Origin of the sequence: Streptomyces sp. ALB3 (assembly GCF_044385685.1) — a bacterium.
In the GTDB taxonomy this organism is placed as follows: Bacteria; Actinomycetota; Actinomycetes; order Streptomycetales; family Streptomycetaceae; genus Streptomyces.
Genome location: NZ_JBISCE010000008.1, coordinates 661,542 through 679,461 on the forward strand (window position 1 = coordinate 661,542; position 17,920 = coordinate 679,461).

Here is a 17,920-nt window from a genome sequence, read left to right on the forward strand (position 1 = left end):
CGGGGGACGACGTCCCGGCGCCTCCCTCTGTGCACCCGCACAACCGGGCCGTTCGAAGACTGGTCACCCGCAGCGATTGCGCCCGGGGCCGTGGACGCGCGCCGCGCCCGCTGCTGGTCTGTGGCACCACAACGACCAGTCGGAAGGAGGAGGACGCATGGCAACGCTCGAGATCCGCGAACTGTCCGTGGGCTACGGCCCGGTACGGGCACTGCGCGACGTCTCCGTCGACGTGCCGGCCGGCGCGATCACCGCTGTACTCGGCGGCAACGGCGCCGGCAAGACCACGCTGCTGCGGGCCGTATCGCGGACCCTCGGCTTCCACCGCGGCACGGGCACGGGCACCATTCGCTTCGACGGCCGTCCCCTGGACGGGCTCCGTCCCGCCCAGGTGGTGGCGGCGGGAGTGATCCAGGTACCGGAAGGGCGGCAGGTGTTCGCCCGGATGACGGTGGCGGACAACCTGCGGGCGGGCGCACTCGGCGCACGCGGCGGGCGCAAGGCGGCGGCCGCCGCCCTCCACCGTGTACACGAACTGTTCCCGGTGCTCGCCCAGCGCGCCCACCAGCGGGCCGGCCTGCTGTCCGGCGGTGAGCAGCAGATGCTGGCGATGGGCCGGGCCCTGATGGCCGCCCCCCGGCTGCTGCTGCTGGACGAGCCGTCCCTCGGCCTCGCCCCGCTGATGGCGGCGAAGATCGCCGAGACGGTCCAGGAGATCAACGCGGGCGGCACCTCGGTCATGCTCGTCGAACAGAACGCGGCCATCGCGCTGCGGCTCGCCTCCACGGCGTACGTCCTGGACGTCGGCGAGGTCGCCCTGGAGGGACCGGCCGCCGAACTCGCCGCCTCGGACGAGGTGCGCCGCCGCTATCTCGGCGTCGTCGACGAGACGGCGGCCGAGGACGCGGCGCAGGCGGAAGGCGTCACGCGCGCCCTGAGCAGGTGGTCCGCGTGACGACGGCCCCGGCCCCCCTCGCCGTGCGCGACGTGACCGTGCGCTTCGCCGGGCTCACCGCCCTGGACGCGGTGTCCTTCACCATCGAGCCGGGCAGTGTGCACGCGGTCATCGGTCCCAACGGCGCGGGCAAGTCCACCACCTTCAACGTGCTCTCCGGCGTCTACCGCGCCACCTCGGGCAGCGTGCACCTGGGGGACACCGAACTCACCGGCCTCTCCCCGCACCGGATCGCCGGCCTCGGCGTGGCCCGTACCTTCCAGAACCTGGCCCTGCCGCCGCACGCCACCGTCGCCGAGAGCCTGATGCTCGGCCGGCACCGGCTCACCCGCGCCGGCTTCGTGGCCTGCGGACTGAGGCTGCCCTCGGCGACGCGCGAGGCCCACCGCCATCTCGAACGGGTGCGTGAGATCGCGGAGTTCATCGGCCTGGACAAGGAACTCGACTTCCCGGCCGCCGCCCTCCCGTACGGGAAGCAGAAGCTCGTCGAGCTCGGCCGCGCCCTGTGCATGGAGCCCGAGGTCCTGCTCCTGGACGAGCCCATCGCGGGCATGACCGCCGACGAGCGCCGCCGCACCGCGGCCGTCGTCGCCGGTGTGCGCGACAGCCTCGGCATCTCGATCGTCATGGTCGAACACGACATGGGGGTGGTGATGCGGCTCGCGGACGCCGTGACCGTACTCGACTTCGGACGCAGGATCGCGGGTGGCACGCCCGCCGAGGTGCAGAACGACCCGGCCGTCGTGCAGGCCTACCTGGGGGCACAGGAATGACCACCTTCATCGAACTCCTCCTCGGCGGCCTGTCCATCGGCTCGGTCTACGCACTGATAGCCCTGGGCTTCGTCGTCATCTTCAAGGCGACCGAGGTCGTCAACTTCGCCCACGCCTCGCTGCTCCTGGCCGGCGGGTACGTCACCGCCGTGCTCCACGACGACATCGGCTTCTGGCCGGCGCTCGGCGTCGGCATCGCGGGCGCGGCCGTCGTCGGCTCGGCGGTCGAGTTCTTCGTGATGCGCCGCTACCGGGGGAGCGACCAGAGCGTCCTCGCCATCGTCACCATCGGCGTCGACATCCTCCTCACCACCGAACTCGTCCGGCGGATGGGGACGGACGTCATGTCGCTGGGCGACCCGTGGGGCGACGACGTCGTCACCATCGGGGGCGTCACCCTGGCCGAGACCCGTATCGCGGCGTTCCTCGTCGCGGGACTGCTCATCACGGTGTTCCTGCTCGCCTTCCGCTTCACCTCGTGGGGCGTCTCCATGCGGGCCGCGGCCGAGAACCCGCAGACCGCCGCGCTGATGGGCATCAGGCTCGGCAGGGTCTCCCTCTCCGCCTGGGCGGTCGCCGGTGCACTCGCCGCCGTCGCCGCGCTCTTCCTGACCGTGTTCCCGACCCCCGGCCTGGAGCGGGCCACCTCGCTCGCCGCGCTCAAGGCGTTCCCCGCCGCGATCCTGGGCGGCCTCGACTCGACGACGGGGGCGCTCGTCGGAGGGCTCGTCGTCGGAGTCACCGAATCACTCGCCACGGGCTACCAGGGCGACCTCTCCTTCCTCGGACGCGGCATCGGTGATCTCGCGCCCTATCTGGTGATGGTGGTCGTCCTGCTGATCCGGCCGGCGGGACTCTTCGGTACGAAGGAGCTGTCCCGTGTCTGAAGCCACCAAGGACGCCGTCGCACCGGCCCCTGCCGGGGCCACCGCCACCGGGGCGTCGCTCACCGGCCGGCTGCGCCGGCCCTCGCCGTACCTCTGGCTCGCCGGCTCGGTCCTGCTCCTCCTCTTCCCGTTCTACCTGGACCGCTTCTGGCTCCAGGCCGGACTCTTCGCGATGGCCGCCGCGATCGGTGCGATCGGGCTCAACCTGCTCACGGGCTCCACCGGCCAGCTCTCCATGGGGCACGCGTTCTTCCTCGCGGTCGGCGCGTACGGCTACTGCATCCTCGGCGGGGAGAGCAGCACGGAGAACGGGCACGCCCTCACCGGCCTCGGCCTGCCCACCTGGCTCGCGGCCGTCCTGGCCGTGCTCCTGGCGGGCGCGGCGGGCGGGCTCTTCAGCCCCATCGCGGGGCGGCTGAGCGGCGCCTACCTCGGTATCGCCACGCTCGCGCTCATCTTCATCGGCCAGCACGTGCTGTTCAACGCGGGCTCGCTCACCGGCGGCTTCAACGGCCGCCCGGTACCGCCCCTCTCGCTCTTCGGCTTCACGTTCGACGACGCCGAAGTGGTCGTCGCCGCCGTGCCCTTCCAGTCGTCGGAGAAGCTCTGGTACCTGGGGCTGGCCGCCCTGCTCGCCAGCGGGCTCTTCGCCCGCGGCGTGCTGCGCGGCAGGCCCGGCCGGGCGCTCAACGCCATCCGGGACCACCGGATCGCCGCCGGGGTCATGGGCGTGCCGGTGGCCAGGTACAGGGCCGGTGTCTTCGTCCTGTCCTCGATGTACGCGGGCCTCGCGGGCGTCCTGCTCGCGCTGGTCTTCCAGCGGACCGTGCCCGAGTACTTCGGCATGATCCTGTCCCTCGAATACCTCGCCATGATCGTCATCGGCGGGCTGGGCAGCGTCGCGGGTGCCGTCGTCGGCGCCGCGTTCGTGTCGCTGCTCCCGCAGGTGCTCACCCACTACAGCGACTCCCTCCCCCTGGTGTCCGCCCCCGGTACGGGCGGCATCGCACCGGGCGAGGCGTCCCGCTACCTGTACGGCGCCGCGGTCGTCGCGGTCGTCCTGTTCCTGCCCGGCGGCATTGCGCGTCTGAAGACTCCAGGGGAGAAGAAGAAATGAAGCTACGTGTTGTCGGAGCCGTTGTCGCGGCTCTCACCCTCACCCTCGCGGGATGCAGCGAGAAGGCGAAGTCGTCCGAGGAGGGCGCCGCGGACAAGAACGGTGTGAAGGCCGGGGAGGGCGTCACCGCCTCGAAGATCACCCTCGGCGCCCTGACCGACATGACCGGGGTGTACGCCTCGCTGGGCAAGAGCGTCACCCAGGCCCAGCAGCTGTGGGTGGAGGAGACCAACAAGGCCGGCGGCATCTGCGACCGGCAGATCGAACTGACCGTCCGCGATCACGGATACGACCCGCAGAAGGCGATCGGCGCCTACACCGAGCTCGAACCGGACGTGCTGGGCTTCACCCAGTTCATCGGCTCCCCGTTCGTCTCCGCCGTCGAGTCGCGCATCGACGGGCAGGACAAGGGGATCGTGCTGCCCCAGGCGTGGTCGGCGAACCTCGTCGGATCCAAGTACGTCCGAGTCATCGGCGCCACCTACGACGTCGAGACGATCAACCTGGTCGACTTCCTGCTCGACGAGAAGCGCATCGCCAAGGGCGACAAGATCGGCCACGTGTACTTCGAGGGCGACTACGGTGAGAACGCCCTGGCCGGCTCGAAGCACGCGGCCGGGGAGGCGGGCCTCACCGTCGTCGAGCAGAAGATCAAGCCGACCGACAACGACATGACCGCCCAGGTCTCCGCGCTCAAGCAGGCCGGGGTGAAGGCGGTCATCGTGAGCGCGGGGCCGCGTCAGGCGGCCTCCCTGGTCGGCGTCGCCGCGGCCACGGGCTTCGACGTCCCGGTCGTCGGCAACAACTCGGCGTACGCGCCGCAGCTCCTGGCGACCCAGGCGGGCGCCGCCCTGCAGAAGGACTACTACATCGGCTCCTCCACCCTGCCCATCGGTGACCCGGCGGCAGGCCCGGCGAAGCTCTCCAAGGCCTACGCGGCCAAGTACCCGAAGGACGGCCTCGACAACGGCGTCATCGCCGGGTACAACGCCGCGACCGTCTTCGGCGAGGCGCTGAAGAAGGCCTGTGAGTCGAAGGACCTGACCCGAGACGGCGTCGGCAAGGCCCTGCTCACCATCAAGGGCTTCGGCGCCGACTTCGGGATCTCGCACGACTTCACCGACCCGTCGGCGCCCTCCACCCGGGAGACCGTCGTCATGAAGCCGGACGCCAAGACCCCCGGTGGCCTCAAGGTGGTCCGCCCGGCCGAGGTGGCCCCGGCCGCCGAGTCCTTCACGCCCAAGCCCTGACGCTCCCCGCGCTGCGACGGGCCCGGCCTCGGCCGGGCCCGTCGCAGCGCGCGGTCAATGGGTGTAGGCCTCCAGTTCGGACAGCTGGCCGGCGGGCCAGCCGGTGTTCGCGGTGAACGTCAGCCGCAGATACCGGACGGGCGCACCGGAGAGCGCCACCGTGGCGGTGTTACCGCTCGACGGGTCGAAGGTGTAGCCGGCCGGTGCCTTCAGCGTGGTGTAGGCCGTGCCGTCGGTGCTGCCCGTCACACCGATCGTCTGGCTGCGCGTCGCCCAGGCGGTGGCCGGAGGCAGCTTCAGCACCAGCCGCTCGACCGCCTTGGCGGCACCGAGGTCCACGGTGACGGACTGGGGGAAGGCGTTGTTGCGGCTCTCCCAGTAGCTGCCGGCGTTGCCGTCCACCGCGTTGCCCGCGCCGTAGACGTCGGCGTGGCTCGTCTCCGTGACCGGGCGCCCTTGTGCCAGGTTGCCCGTCTCCTCGGGCGGGTCCGTCGGGTCCGGGGGGTCGGTCGGGTCCGTGGGACCGCCCCCTCCGGGTGTCCCGCCGTTGGTCCACACCGGGTCGGGCCACACACCCGTGCAGGCCGGCGGGTTCGCGTACCAGCCCGAGTTGAATGACTCACCTGCGGGAATACCTGTCTTCATGACGGGGTCCGTGTCTTCAAGTAGTGAAGATTGTCATGCCCATTGACAGTCGTTCCGTGGCGCTGGCTTCATGTGTCCTACGGAATGGGAGCGCTCCCATCACCGCTGCCCGCCTCACCCCCCTGAAAGGCGACAACGGATGAAGCCACGGATGAGACAACGGCTGGTCAGGGCGGCGGCAGCCGCGGTCACCGCGACCGCCCTGCTGATGACGCTGTCGGGACCGGTCGCCGCGCAGACCGCGGGCACCCCGGCGGCCGTACCCGCGCCGGCGGTGGCGCCCGCGGCCGGCACCGGTACGGACTGGCTGCACACCGAGGGCAACCGCATCGTCGACCAGCAGGGCAACCGGGTATGGCTGACCGGCGCCAACTGGTTCGGCTTCAACGCCACCGAGCGGGTCTTCCACGGGCTGTGGTCCGCGAACCTGGACACGATCACCCGGCAGATGGCGGAGCGCGGCATCAACATCGTCCGCGTGCCGATCTCCACACAGCTCCTGCTGGAGTGGAAGAACGGCCAGGCGGCGGTCCCCGGGGCGGTGAACACCTGGGCCAACCCGGAACTCCAGGGCAAGACGACCCTGGGTGTGTTCGACGCGTTCCTCGGGGTGGCGGAGAAGTACGGCATCAAGGTGATGCTCGACGTGCACAGCGCGGAGGCCGACAACTCCGGCCATGTGCACCCGGTGTGGTGGAAGGGCACGATCACCACCGAGCAGTTCTACTCCGCCTGGGAGTGGGTGACCGCCCGGTACAGGACCGACGACACCCTGGTGGCGATGGACGTCAAGAACGAGCCCCACGGCAAGCAGTCCGACAGTCCCCGGGCCAAGTGGGACGGCTCCACCGACCAGGACAACTTCAAGTACACCTGCGAGACCGCCGCAAAGCGCATCCTCGCGATCAACCCCGAGGTCCTCGTCATGTGCGAGGGCATCGAGATCTACCCGAAGGACGGCTCGAACTGGTCGTCCACCTCGGCGGCCGACTACCACGGCATGTGGTGGGGCGGAAACCTGCGCGGGGTGAAGGACCACCCGGTCGCCCTCGGCGCGCAGCAGGACCAGCTGGTCTACTCCCCGCACGACTACGGGCCCCTGGTGCACCAGCAGCCCTGGTTCCAGGGCGCGTGGGACCGCACCACCCTGGAGCGCGACGTCTGGGACCCCAACTGGCTCTACCTGCACAAGGACGGCACCGCCCCGCTGTTCATCGGCGAATGGGGCGGGCACCTCGACAACGGCCCGAACCAGAAGTGGATGACCGCCCTGCGCGATCTGATCGTGGAGAACGGCATCCACCAGACCTTCTGGTGCATCAATCCCAACTCGGGGGACACCGGAGGCCTGCTCGGCTACGACTGGGCGACCTGGGACGAGGCCAAGTACGCCCTGCTCAAGCCAGCCCTCTGGCAGTCGGGCGGTAAGTTCGTCGGCCTCGACCACGAGGTCAGGCTCGGCGGCACGGCGGCTACCACCGGCATCAGCCTGAACGACCTCTACGGAGGCTGAACCAAGGCCCGCGCGCAGCCGCCCCTGAACGCCCTGGGGTGCCGATGACACCCACCGCCTCGGCACCCCAGGGCTCTCCAACCCCCGCCCGACGCACGGTCCGGACGCCGTCAGCCGTCCGCCGGCAGGGCGTTGATGAGCAGCAGCGCGATGTCGTCGGTGCCGGGTGTGGCCCGCTTCGCGTACCGGACGAGCGTGTCGGCGACGGACTCCATGTCCTGGTCCAGGGCGAGGGCGAAGTGCGCGGCCAGTTCCGCGGTGGCGTCGTCGAAGTCCACCCCCGGCGCCTCCACGAGTCCGTCGGTGTACAGGGCGAGCGCCGCGCCGGGAGGCATCTCGATCCGTGTCGTCGGGTACCGGGAGGCCGGGTCGATGCCGAGCAGGAGTCCGGGCGGCAGGTCGAGGACCTCCGTCTGCCCGTCGGGCTGCCGCATCAGTGGTCCGGGGTGGCCCGCGGTGGCCAGGCAGGCGCTGTGGCCGGCCAGGTCGAGGTGCCCGTAGAGGCAGCTGGTGAACAGGCCGGGGTCGAGGTCGGTGAGCAGGCGGTTGGTCCGGGCGAGGACCTCGTCGGGCGGGGCTCCGGCTGAGGCGTGTACGGCCGTGCGGACCTGCCCCATGAGCGCGGCGGCGTTCTCGTTGTGCCCCTGTACGTCGCCGATGGCCACGGCGGCCGTGGAGTCGTCGAGCCGGATCAGGTCGTAGAAGTCCCCGCCGATGCCCATGCCCCTGGTCGACGGGAGGTAGCGGGCCGCCACGTCCAGGCCCGCGATGCCGGGGAGCCTCTGCGGCAGGAGATGGGCCTGCAGGCTGTGCGCGAGCCGGTCCTTGACGTCGTAGAGGCGGGCGCGGTCCAGCGCCTGGGCGAGGAGGCCGGCGATCGAGGACAGCAGGGCGCGCTCCTCCGGTTCGAAGGGATGCGGCCTGTCGTAGGCGAAGACCAGTGAGCCGACCGGACGCCCGGAGACGATCAGCGGGAGGAAGGCGCAGGCGTCCACGACGTCGCGGAGGCCCGCCGACGGGTAGGCGCGCCGCAGGTCGGCGAAGGTCGGGTAGAAGTCGGGGATGCCTGTCATCAGCACGTGCGCGGCGGGCGTGGGCGAGGTCAGGGGCGCGCCGTCGAAGCGGTCCATGAGCGCGGGGTGACCGCCCCGGCCGCCCTCGACCCGCAGCCTTCCCTCCACCGACGTCATCATGACCATGGTCTGGATGCGGAAGGCGGGCATCACCTGGTCGCCGGCCAGCTCGATCACGTCCTGCGTGCTCACCGCCTCGGTGAGCGCCGCCGCCAGATGCATCAGGTGGTACAGAGCGGTCGCCCGGCTCGGCACACCCGACGACGGGGGCAGCGCCGGAGCCGGGACGTCCGTGGGCCCCGGTTTCGAGACGGGCAGGACGCGCACGCTGATGCCGGTGTCCGTCGGGAACAGGTGGAAGCACAGCCACCGGTCCGGCGGCCGCAGCACCGTGAAGCTCGTCTGCTGCCGGCTGATCACGGCGGCCCGGTAGTGGTCCTCGACGGCGGGGTCGTGCAGCCAGGGCAGCGACACCCAGGGCAGCGTGCCGCACACGTCCTCCGAGCGTGTGCCCAGCAGGTCGGCAGCCGCGTCGTTGAGGAAGGTGACGGTCCCGTCGATCGCCAGCGCGCAGCTACCGCCGGGCAGTCTCCGGAGGAACTCCGCCGCCGCCTCCGCCTCCGCCCGGTCCGGCGCGGGCGGCTGCGGCGGAGGCAGCACCCGTGGCAGGGCGCCCGGGAGGACCGGGAAGCCGTTGTTCTCGGCCTGGTGCAGGAGCGTGGCGATCCTGTGGCACCCGCTGACGACGGCCTCGCGCTCGTCGGGCGAAACCTGCGGGGGGTGCGACCCGGGCCACAGCAGCACGAGTCCGCCCTGGTCCGCGCCGCCGGTACGGACGGGCGCGGAGGCCAGGGCGAACTGGTACGGCAGCACGAGTGCGGCGCGCGGATAGCGGCGTGCCAGCTCCTCCTGGCTGCCGAGCCAGATCAGGCAGCGCAGGCGGACCGCGTCGGCCACGGGCATCGGCGCCGACAGCGGGATCCGGGTCCACGGGACGGCCAGCTGGCCCGGCACCCCCGCGAGCACCGCGAGGTGCAGCGTGGTGCCGCCCCTCGGCAGCAGGTACAGCATCGCCACGGACGCACCGGTCTCGCGCACGACGCCGGCCACGGCGCTGTCCAGCAGCTCCGTGCCCGAACCCGTGGTGGCGACAGTGGCGGCGTGGTCCTGCACGCCTTCCAGCGTCCCCTGTGACAAGCGGCCGCGCACCCGCTGCGGGCCACGGCGTGTGCGGACCCACCCCCGACGCGACGGGAACGGGTGGCGCGGTCCGTCACCTCAGCCCGCGCCGTCGGCAACCGCTCCCTCAGTGCCGCGATCGACCCGTTGGGCGCGCACATCCAGCGCTTCCGCCGCTTCACCGGCGGCCGGGTCCTCGGGATCCTCGACATCGCGATGTCCGCCCCGCAGATCTTCGCCCCCGCGCTCGGGGCACTGCTCATCTCCGTGGGAGGCGACCCACAACCACTCGATACTGCTGGTCACGGCCTCCCTGGTGTGCCTGGGAGGAGCGCTGGCCATCCTGCCGGTGCGCAAGGTGCGCTGGACCCGGCCCACCCCACGCACGAGGGCCCGGATGCGGGGAGCATCCGGGCCCTCGTGGAGTGCGTTCGCGTCGCTACGGGAGCTGCGCCGCCCGTGCCTCGCGCCGGTTGTCACGGAAGGTGTTCACCCGCCGTGCCGTGGCGAAGAGCGGGATCACCGCCCCGAGGACGACCTGCAACGCGCAGCCCGTCTGCAGGAGCAGCTGGCCGCCGGGAGCGTCGAACGCCCACGCGGCGAGGAGCCCCATCGCGGCCACGATCCAGCTGAGCATCGCCACCGCGAGGACGCCTCGGGGCTTCGGGTACTCGACCCGGCTGACCATCAGCCACGCGACACCGATGATGGCGAGCAGCGTCGGCACGAAGGGCAGCTCCAGAAGCACGATCGAGACGACCGTGAGCGCTCCGAAGGGGCTCGGCATGCCCTGGAACATGCCGTCCTTCAAGGTCACGCACGAGAACCGCGCAAGCCGGAGCACCACCGCCAGCAGCACCACGATGGCCGCGAGCGCCGACACCCTCTGGTGTGCGTCGTCCGCGACCATGCCGTACACCAGGACGAAGTACGCCGGTGCGAGGCCGAAGCTGATCAGGTCGGAGAGGTTGTCCAGCTCCGCACCCATCGGGGAGGAGCGCAGCTTGCGCGCCACGAGACCGTCGAACAGGTCGAACACGGCGGCCATGAGCATGAGGATCACCGCGGTCGCCGCGGAGTGCCTGGCCATGCCCGACTCGTCGCTGCCCGTGAGGTGCGGGATGAGGATTCCCGTGGTGGTGAAGTACACCGCCATGAAACCGCACGTGGCGTTACCGAGCGTGAGGGTGTCCGCTATCGACAGCCGCATGGAGAGCGGCATGTCCTCGGCGTCGTCCTCCTCGTCGGCCTCCGGCACCCAGCCTGCCTGCGTCTCAGGATCAACTACGGTCAATTCGAGTCACCCCCGCGGTGGTGGCCTGCCCGACCTCGACCGCGACCTCGACACCTTCCGGGAGGTAGATGTCGACACGCGATCCGAAGCGGATCAGGCCGATGCGTTCGCCCTGCTCCACCTTCGTGCCCTGCGGGACGTAGGGGACGATGCGACGGGCGACCGCTCCCGCGATCTGCACCATCTCGATGTCGCCGAGCTCCGTGTCGAAGTGCCAGACAACGCGCTCGTTGTTCTCGCTCTCCTTGTTGAACGCCGGGACGAAGCCACCGGGGATGTGCTCGACCGAGGTCACGGTGCCGGACAGGGGTGCCCGGTTGACGTGCACATTCAGCGGGCTCATGAAGATCGCGACGCGGGTGCGCCCGTCCTTCCACGGCATGATGCTCTGCACCACGCCGTCGGCCGGCGAGATGACGCGACCCTGGGTGATCTCGCGCTCGGGGTCGCGGAAGAACCACAGCATGCCCGCCGCGAGCGCGGTGGTGGGCACGGCCACAGCGGCCCAGCGTCCGGACCGGCGGGCCCGGGCGATGCTGAGCGCCGCGGTGGCGACGGTCGGGAGGAGCCACGGCGAAGCTCCGCGCGCAAGGCGGACCCCGCCGCGTGGTGCAGAGTTCTGACTGTCGGGCATGGATGACCTTCGTAGCGGATGATGCCGCGCTGGCAACGGGGGGACGGCGGCTTTCCGGCGATGCTATCGGGTGCGAGCGGCAACTGGGCAAGCCAGCAGCCGAGTCGGACAGCTGAAAGGCTCCGCACCGAGGTGACCGGGTGTGATGTACTTCGCCACCAAATCACCTCGAAAGGGACATTCAGCCCTGGAACCGGTACTCCTCGAGCAGCCGGCGACCGATGATCATTTTCTGGATCTCGGCGGTACCTTCACCGATCAGCAGCATCGGGGCCTCGCGGTAGAGGCGCTCGATCTCGTACTCCTTGGAGAAGCCGTAACCGCCGTGGATACGGAAGGCGTCCTCGACGACTTCCTTGCAGTACTCGGAGGCGAGGTACTTCGCCATCCCTGCCTCCAGGTCGTTCCGCTCCCCGGAGTCCTTCTTGCGTGCTGCGTTCACCATCATCGCATGCGCCGCTTCGACCTTGGTGGCCATTTCGGCCAGTTTGAACTGGATCGCCTGGTGCTGGGCGATCGGCTTTCCGAAGGTCTGTCGCTGCTGGGCGTACGACACGCCCAGTTCGAACGCACGCTGTGCGACGCCGCAGCCACGCGCGGCGACATTCACCCGTCCGACCTCGACGCCGTCCATCATTTGGTAAAAACCCCGGCCGGTGGTGCCGCCCAGCACGCGATTGGCCGGAATGCGTAGTCCGTCCATGATGAGCTCGGTCGTGTCGACGCCCTTGTAGCCCATCTTGTCGATCTTCCCCGGGATGGTGAGACCGGGGCGGACCTCGCCGAAGCCCGCTTCCTTCTCCACCAGGAACGTGGTCATCGACTTGTGCGGAGCGGTGCCCTCGGGGTGTCCTTCGTCACTTCGGCACAGAACGGCGACCAGTGTGGACGTGCCACCGTTCGTCAGCCACATCTTCTGGCCGTTCAGGACGTACTCCTCACCGTCCCTCACGCCCTTCGAGGTGATCGCCGAGACGTCGGAGCCCAGGGCCGGCTCGGACATCGAGAACGCGCCCCGCACCTCTCCCAGCGCCATGCGCGGCAGGAAGGTGTCCTTCTGCTCCTGGGTGCCGTGCTGCTTGAGCATGTAGGCCACGATGAAGTGCGTGTTGATGATGCCCGACACGCTCATCCAGCCGCGCGCGATCTCCTCCACGCACAGCGCGTACGTCAGGAGCGACTCGCCCAGGCCGCCGTACTCCTCCGGGATCATCAGCCCGAACAGGCCGAGCTCCTTGAGCCCCTCGACGATCTCCGTCGGATACTCGTCGCGGTGCTCCAACCCGGTCGCGACAGGAATGATCTCCTTGTCGACGAAATCCCGCACGGTGGAGAGAATTTCCTGCTGGACATCCGTCAGACCGGCGGTCTGCGCGAGTCGGCTCATGGCTACTTCTCCACGTTCTTGCTCGGCGGCTGATCGATCTCGGGGCGGCCGGGCTGCTCTCCGCCGCGCTCCTTGATGTACGTCTCGGTGGGGACCATCACCTTGCGGCGGAACACGCAGACCAGCGTGCCGTCCTGCTTGTAGCCCCTTGTCTCCACGTGGACGATGCCCCGGTCGCTCTTGGACCTCGACGGCGTCTTGTCGAGCACGGTCGTCTCGCCGTAGATCGTGTCGCCGTGGAAGGTCGGAGCGACGTGCTTCAGCGACTCCACCTCGAGATTGGCGATCGCCTTTCCGGAGACGTCCGGAACGGACATCCCGAGCAGCAGCGAATAGATGTAGTTGCCGACGACGACGTTCTTTCCGAAATCGGTCGTCTTCTCGGCGTAGTTGCTGTCCATGTGCAGCGGGTGGTGATTCATGGTCAGCAGGCAGAAGAGGTGGTCGTCGTATTCCGTGACCGTCTTCCCGGGCCAGTGCTTGTAGACGGCACCGACCTCGAATTCCTCGTAAGTGCGTCCGAACTGCACGGTCAGGCCTCCGGTGCTTCGAACTTGGAGGTGCGCTGCATGCCGGCCGCGCGTCCCTTGCCCGCGATGACCAGGGCCATCTTGCGGCTGGCCTCGTCGATCATCTCGTCGCCGAGCATCGCCGAGCCCTTCTTGCCGCCCTCCTCCGAGGTGCACCAGTCGTACGCGTCGAGGATGAGCTCGGCGTGGTCGTAGTCCTCCTGCGACGGCGAGAACACCTCGTTCGCGGCGTCGACCTGACCGGGGTGCAGCACCCACTTGCCGTCGAAGCCCAGTGCCGCCGCGCGGCCCGCCACCTCGCGGTACGCGTCCACGTCGCGGATCTGGAGGAACGGTCCGTCGATGGCCTGGAGATCGTGCGTGCGGGCCGCCATCAGGATGCGCATCAGGATGTAGTGGTACGCGTCGGCCGGGTAGCCGGGCGGCTGCTGGCCGACGACCAGGGTCTTCATGTTGATCGAGGCCATGAAGTCGGCCGGACCGAAGATCAGGGTCTCCAGGCGCGGGGACGCGGCGGCGATGTCGTCGATGTTCACCAGGCCCTTGGCGTTCTCGATCTGCGCCTCGATGCCGATCCTCCCGGCCTCGAAGCCCATCGTCTTCTCGATCTGGGTGAGCAGCAGGTCGAGGGCGACGACCTGCTGGGCGTCCTGGACCTTCGGCAGCATGATGCAGTCGAGGTTCGGGCCCGCGCCCTCGACGACCGTGATGACGTCGCGGTACGTCCAGTGCGTCGTCCAGTCGTTGACCCGTACGACACGGGTCTTGCCGGTCCAGTCGCCGTTGTTCAGGGCATCGACGATGTGGTGCCGTGCGCCCTCCTTGGCGAGCGGCGCGCAGGCGTCCTCCAGGTCGAGGAAGACCTGGTCGGCGGGCAGGCCCTGGGCCTTCTCCAGGAAGCGCGGGTTCGAGCCGGGCACGGCGAGACAGGAGCGGCGCGGACGCAGCCGGTTCACGGGCGTCGTGGGCGTGGTCATGCGGGGACCTCCAGAGGTTCGAGCTTGTTCGCTTTCCGGATCTCGTCGACGATACGGCCGATGATCTCCGTGATGCCGAAGTCCTTCGGCGTGAAGACGGCGGCGACTCCGGCCGCGATGAGGGCGCTCGCGTCGGCCGGTGGAATGATGCCGCCCGCGATGACGGGGATGTCCGGCGCACCGGCGTCGCGCAGCCGGTTCAGCACGTCCGGCACCAGCTCGGCGTGCGAGCCCGACAGGATGGACAGGCCGACGCAGTGCACGTCCTCGGCCAGCGCGGCGTCGGTGATCTGCTCGGGTGTCAGCCTGATTCCCTGGTAGACCACCTCGAACCCGGCGTCCCTGGCGCGTACGGCGATCTGCTCGGCGCCGTTGCTGTGCCCGTCGAGACCCGGTTTGCCGACCAGCAGGCGCAGTCGGCCGACGCCGAGGTCGCCGGCGGTGCGGGAGACCCTCTCGCGGACCAGCGCGAGCGGGGTCCCCGCCTCCGCGGTGACGGCCACCGGTGCGGACGAGACGCCCGTCGGCGCCCGGAACTCACCGAAGACGTCGCGCAGGGCCCAGGCCCACTCACCCGTGGTGACACCCGCCCGCGCGCACTCGACGGTCGCCTCCATCATGTTCGCGGTGCCCGCCGCGGCCTTCTTGAGCGCTGTCAGCGCCTCGGTGGCCCGGGCCTCGTCGCGGTTGTCCCGCCACTCGTGGAGCGCGGACACGACCCGGGCCTCGTTGTCGGGGTCCACGGTCATGATCGCGGCGTCCAGGTCCGCCGTCAGCGGGTTCGGCTCGGTCGTCTCGTAGATGTTGACGCCGACGATCTTCTCCTCACCGCCCTCGATCCGGGCCCGCCGCGCGGCGTGCGAGGAGACGAGTTCCGACTTGAGGTAGCCGGACTCCACCGCGGCCATCGCGCCGCCCATCTGCTGGATCCGGTCGATCTCGGCCAGCGACTCCGTGACGAGCTCGGAGACCTTGGCCTCGATGACGTGCGAGCCGGCGAAGATGTCCTCGTACTCCAGCAGGTCGCTCTCGTGCGCGAGCACCTGCTGGATGCGCAGCGACCACTGCTGGTCCCAGGGGCGCGGCAGGCCCAGGGCCTCGTTCCAGGCGGGCAGCTGCACGGCGCGGGCACGGGCGTCCTTGGAGAGGGTGACGGCCAGCATCTCCAGCACGATGCGCTGGACGTTGTTCTCCGGCTGCGCCTCGGTGAGCCCCAGGGAGTTGACCTGCACGCCGTAGCGGAAGCGTCGCTGCCTCGCGTCCGCGATGCCGTACCGCTCGCGCGTGACCTGGTCCCAGATGCGGCCGAAGGCGCGCATCTTGCACATCTCCTCGATGAAGCGGACTCCCGCGTTGACGAAGAAGGAGATGCGGGCGACGACATCGCCGAACCTCTCCTCGGGCACCTGCCCGGAGTCACGCACGGCGTCGAGCACCGCGATGGCCGTCGACATGGCGTACGCGATCTCCTGGATCGGAGTGGCCCCCGCCTCCTGCAGGTGGTAGCTGCAGATGTTGATCGGGTTCCACTTCGGGATGCGGTTGACCGTGTACGTGATCATGTCGGTCGTCAGGCGCAGCGAAGGACCGGGCGGGAAGACGTGCGTCCCCCTCGACAGGTACTCCTTGACGATGTCGTTCTGCGTCGTGCCCTGGAGCCTGTCGGGGTCGGCCCCCTGCTCCTCGGCGACCACCTGGTACAGGGCCAGCAGCCACATCGCGGTGGCGTTGATCGTCATCGAGGTGTTCATCTGCTCCAGGGGGATGTCCTGGAACAGCCGCCGCATGTCACCCAGGTGCGAGACGGGCACGCCGACCCGTCCCACCTCGCCGCGGGCGAGCACGTGGTCGGGGTCGTAGCCGGTCTGCGTGGGCAGGTCGAAGGCGACCGAGAGACCCGTCTGGCCCTTGGCGAGGTTGCGCCGGTAGAGCTCGTTGGACGCCTCGGCGGTCGAGTGACCGGCGTACGTCCTCATGAGCCACGGCCGGTCCTTCTGACGTTCGGTCATCGTCGACCTCAGACGTTGCGGAAGCGGTTGATGGCGTCGATGTGCTGCTCGCGGAGCTCCGTGTCACGCACGCCCATGCCCTCGCGGGGTGCCAGCGCGAGGACGCCGACCTTGCCCTGGTGCAGGTTGCGGTGCACGTCGTACGCGGCCTGGCCGGTGTCCTCCAGGGAGTACACCTTGGAGAGCGTCGGGTGGATCTTGCCCTTGGCGATCAGCCGGTTGGCCTCCCAGGCCTCGCGGTAGTTGGCGAAGTGCGAGCCGATGATGCGCTTCAGGGACATCCACAGGTAGCGGTTGTCGTACTCGTGGTTGTATCCCGAGGTCGAGGCGCAGGTGACGATCGTGCCGCCCTTGCGGGTGACGTACACACTCGCGCCGAAGGTCTCACGGCCCGGGTGCTCGAAGACGATGTCCACGTCCTCGCCGCCGGTCAGCTCGCGGATGCGCTTGCCGAACCGCTTCCACTCGAGCGGGTCCTGGTTGTGCTCGTCCTTCCAGAACCTGTAGTCCTCGGCGTTGCGGTCGATGATCGCGGTCGCGCCCATCTTCCGGCAGATCTCCGCCTTCTGGTCACTGGAGACGACGCAGATCGGGTTGGCGCCGCCGGCCAGCGCGAACTGCGTGGCGTAGGAGCCGAGTCCGCCGCTGGCGCCCCAGATCAGCACGTTGTCACCCTGCTTCATACCCGCGCCGTTGCGCGAGACGAGCTGACGGTAGGCGGTGGAGTTGACCAGGCCCGGGGACGCGGCCTCCTCCCAGCTGAGGTGATCGGGCTTCGGCATCAGCTGGTTCGACTTGACCAGAGCGATCTCCGCCAGGCCGCCGAAGTTGGTCTCGAAGCCCCAGATGCGCTGCTCCGGGTCGAGCATCGTGTCGTTGTGGCCGTCGGAGGACTCCAGCTCCACCGACAGGCAGTGCGCGACGACTTCGTCGCCCGGGTTCCAGGCGTTGACGCCGGGTCCGGTGCGCAGGACGACGCCCGCCAGGTCGGAGCCGATGACGTGGTACGGGAGGTCGTGGCGCTTGCTGAGGTCGCTGAGCTTCCCGTACCGCTCCAGGAAGCCGAAGGTCGAGACCGGCTCGAAGATCGACGTCCACACGGAGTTGTAGTTGACCGAGCTGGCCATGACCGCGACCAGGGCCTCGCCCGGACCGAGCTCGGGCACCGGCACGTCCTCCACGTGGAGGGACTTGCGCGGGTCCTTGTCACGGCTGGCGACCCCGGCGAACATCTCCGCCTCGTCCTTGTGCACGGTCACCGCGCGGTACGACTCGGGGACGGACAGGGCCGCGAAGTCCGCGGCGGTGCTGTCCTGCGATTGGATCGCGTCCAGGATTTCCTTCACGGTGATGCCTCCGGCAGATCGGGTCTCCGGCGTCGAGGGAAACGCTCGGAGTACCCCTGTGGTCAGGGGGAGCGGTGCGGTGTGGAGGTGTGCCGTCGGTTCGGCGGGTGGTGCTGGGCCTGCTCGGTGGAGCAGAAGGGTTTGCCTGTGACGCAGGCGCCCGGGCGCGCGGACACGTGGTCTGCGGGGACAGCCGGCGTACGAGAGATCTCTGCACGCCGGCCGCCCGGACACCTTCAACGTATGGCACTGCGTGACAGCTGGCAAGGCACCCAGTGCCAACAATTTCTCTCAGTTGTCATCTCGTAGGCACGCATGAGCAACATCATGGGCTCAATGTCGTGTTGCTCC

The 17,920-nt window shown here is 69.7% G+C and carries 15 protein-coding genes and 1 pseudogene; 6 read left to right on the plus strand and 10 right to left on the minus strand.

The genetic code is table 11. From position 1 onward, the window contains the following. Positions 1-157 precede the first annotated feature (157 nt). From ACHFIV_RS09750 to ACHFIV_RS09770, 5 genes are read left to right on the plus strand one after another with little or no spacing between them, the layout of a single operon-like run. On the plus strand, positions 158-955 hold the full coding sequence (locus ACHFIV_RS09750) for an ABC transporter ATP-binding protein (protein WP_398965608.1): 798 nt from the start codon (positions 158-160) through the stop codon (positions 953-955). Next, positions 943-1,728, plus strand: coding sequence for an ABC transporter ATP-binding protein (locus ACHFIV_RS09755; RefSeq protein WP_398965610.1), 786 nt, complete (start codon positions 943-945; stop codon positions 1,726-1,728). Before ACHFIV_RS09750 ends, ACHFIV_RS09755 begins: the two co-directional genes overlap by 13 nt. After that, positions 1,725-2,615 (plus strand): branched-chain amino acid ABC transporter permease, encoded by an 891-nt coding sequence (locus ACHFIV_RS09760; RefSeq protein WP_033303859.1) that lies wholly within the window; start codon positions 1,725-1,727, stop codon positions 2,613-2,615. The genes ACHFIV_RS09755 and ACHFIV_RS09760 overlap by 4 nt, the downstream gene beginning before the upstream one ends. After that, the gene (locus ACHFIV_RS09765) at positions 2,608-3,732 is read left to right on the plus strand and encodes a branched-chain amino acid ABC transporter permease (RefSeq protein ID WP_398965612.1); all 1,125 of its coding nucleotides are present in this window, start codon (positions 2,608-2,610) and stop codon (positions 3,730-3,732) included. The genes ACHFIV_RS09760 and ACHFIV_RS09765 overlap by 8 nt, the downstream gene beginning before the upstream one ends. Next, complete coding sequence (locus tag ACHFIV_RS09770) at positions 3,729-4,982, plus strand: ABC transporter substrate-binding protein (protein ID WP_398965614.1); 1,254 nt, start codon at positions 3,729-3,731, stop codon at positions 4,980-4,982. The genes ACHFIV_RS09765 and ACHFIV_RS09770 overlap by 4 nt, the downstream gene beginning before the upstream one ends. A 54-nt stretch (positions 4,983-5,036) precedes the next feature. Here ACHFIV_RS09770 and ACHFIV_RS09775 read toward each other — a convergent pair. Beyond that, a pseudogene (locus tag ACHFIV_RS09775) lies at positions 5,037-5,600 on the minus strand (discoidin domain-containing protein); the annotation flags it as partial. A gap of 178 nt (positions 5,601-5,778) precedes the next feature. Here ACHFIV_RS09775 and ACHFIV_RS09780 point away from each other — a divergent pair. Next, positions 5,779-7,140, plus strand: a complete 1,362-nt coding sequence (locus tag ACHFIV_RS09780) for a glycoside hydrolase family 5 protein (RefSeq protein ID WP_398965616.1) — start codon at positions 5,779-5,781, stop codon at positions 7,138-7,140. Positions 7,141-7,250: 110 nt separating this feature from the next. Here the strand turns inward: ACHFIV_RS09780 and ACHFIV_RS09785 are convergent, their stop codons facing one another. From ACHFIV_RS09785 to ccrA, 9 genes are all read right to left on the minus strand, one after another. Further along, positions 7,251-9,386, minus strand: coding sequence for a SpoIIE family protein phosphatase (locus tag ACHFIV_RS09785; protein WP_398965618.1), 2,136 nt, complete (start codon positions 9,384-9,386; stop codon positions 7,251-7,253). Positions 9,387-9,491: 105 nt separating this feature from the next. Further along, positions 9,492-9,698, minus strand: coding sequence for a hypothetical protein (locus tag ACHFIV_RS09790; protein ID WP_398965620.1), 207 nt, complete (start codon positions 9,696-9,698; stop codon positions 9,492-9,494). 133 nt (positions 9,699-9,831) lie between these two features. Beyond that, positions 9,832-10,650 carry a CDP-diacylglycerol--serine O-phosphatidyltransferase gene (gene pssA, locus ACHFIV_RS09795; RefSeq protein ID WP_181011249.1) on the minus strand — a complete coding sequence of 273 codons (819 nt, stop codon included), beginning with the start codon at positions 10,648-10,650 and terminating at the stop codon, positions 9,832-9,834. 22 nt (positions 10,651-10,672) lie between these two features. Continuing rightward, on the minus strand, positions 10,673-11,320 hold the full coding sequence (locus ACHFIV_RS09800) for a phosphatidylserine decarboxylase (RefSeq protein ID WP_398965622.1): 648 nt from the start codon (positions 11,318-11,320) through the stop codon (positions 10,673-10,675). A 181-nt stretch (positions 11,321-11,501) separates the two neighbouring features. Then, entirely contained in the window at positions 11,502-12,707 is a 1,206-nt protein-coding gene (locus tag ACHFIV_RS09805; protein WP_398965624.1) for an acyl-CoA dehydrogenase family protein, read from the minus strand. 2 nt (positions 12,708-12,709) lie between these two features. Then, entirely contained in the window at positions 12,710-13,237 is a 528-nt protein-coding gene (locus tag ACHFIV_RS09810; protein WP_398965625.1) for a MaoC family dehydratase, read from the minus strand. A gap of 2 nt (positions 13,238-13,239) precedes the next feature. After that, the gene (locus ACHFIV_RS09815) at positions 13,240-14,214 is read right to left on the minus strand and encodes an HpcH/HpaI aldolase/citrate lyase family protein (RefSeq protein WP_398965627.1); all 975 of its coding nucleotides are present in this window, start codon (positions 14,212-14,214) and stop codon (positions 13,240-13,242) included. Next, positions 14,211-16,223 carry a protein meaA gene (locus ACHFIV_RS09820; protein ID WP_398965629.1) on the minus strand — a complete coding sequence of 671 codons (2,013 nt, stop codon included), beginning with the start codon at positions 16,221-16,223 and terminating at the stop codon, positions 14,211-14,213. Before ACHFIV_RS09820 ends, ACHFIV_RS09815 begins: the two co-directional genes overlap by 4 nt. An 8-nt stretch (positions 16,224-16,231) precedes the next feature. After that, positions 16,232-17,569, minus strand: a complete 1,338-nt coding sequence (ccrA, locus tag ACHFIV_RS09825; RefSeq protein WP_398965631.1) for a crotonyl-CoA carboxylase/reductase — start codon at positions 17,567-17,569, stop codon at positions 16,232-16,234. Between the last annotated feature and the right edge of the window lie 351 nt (positions 17,570-17,920).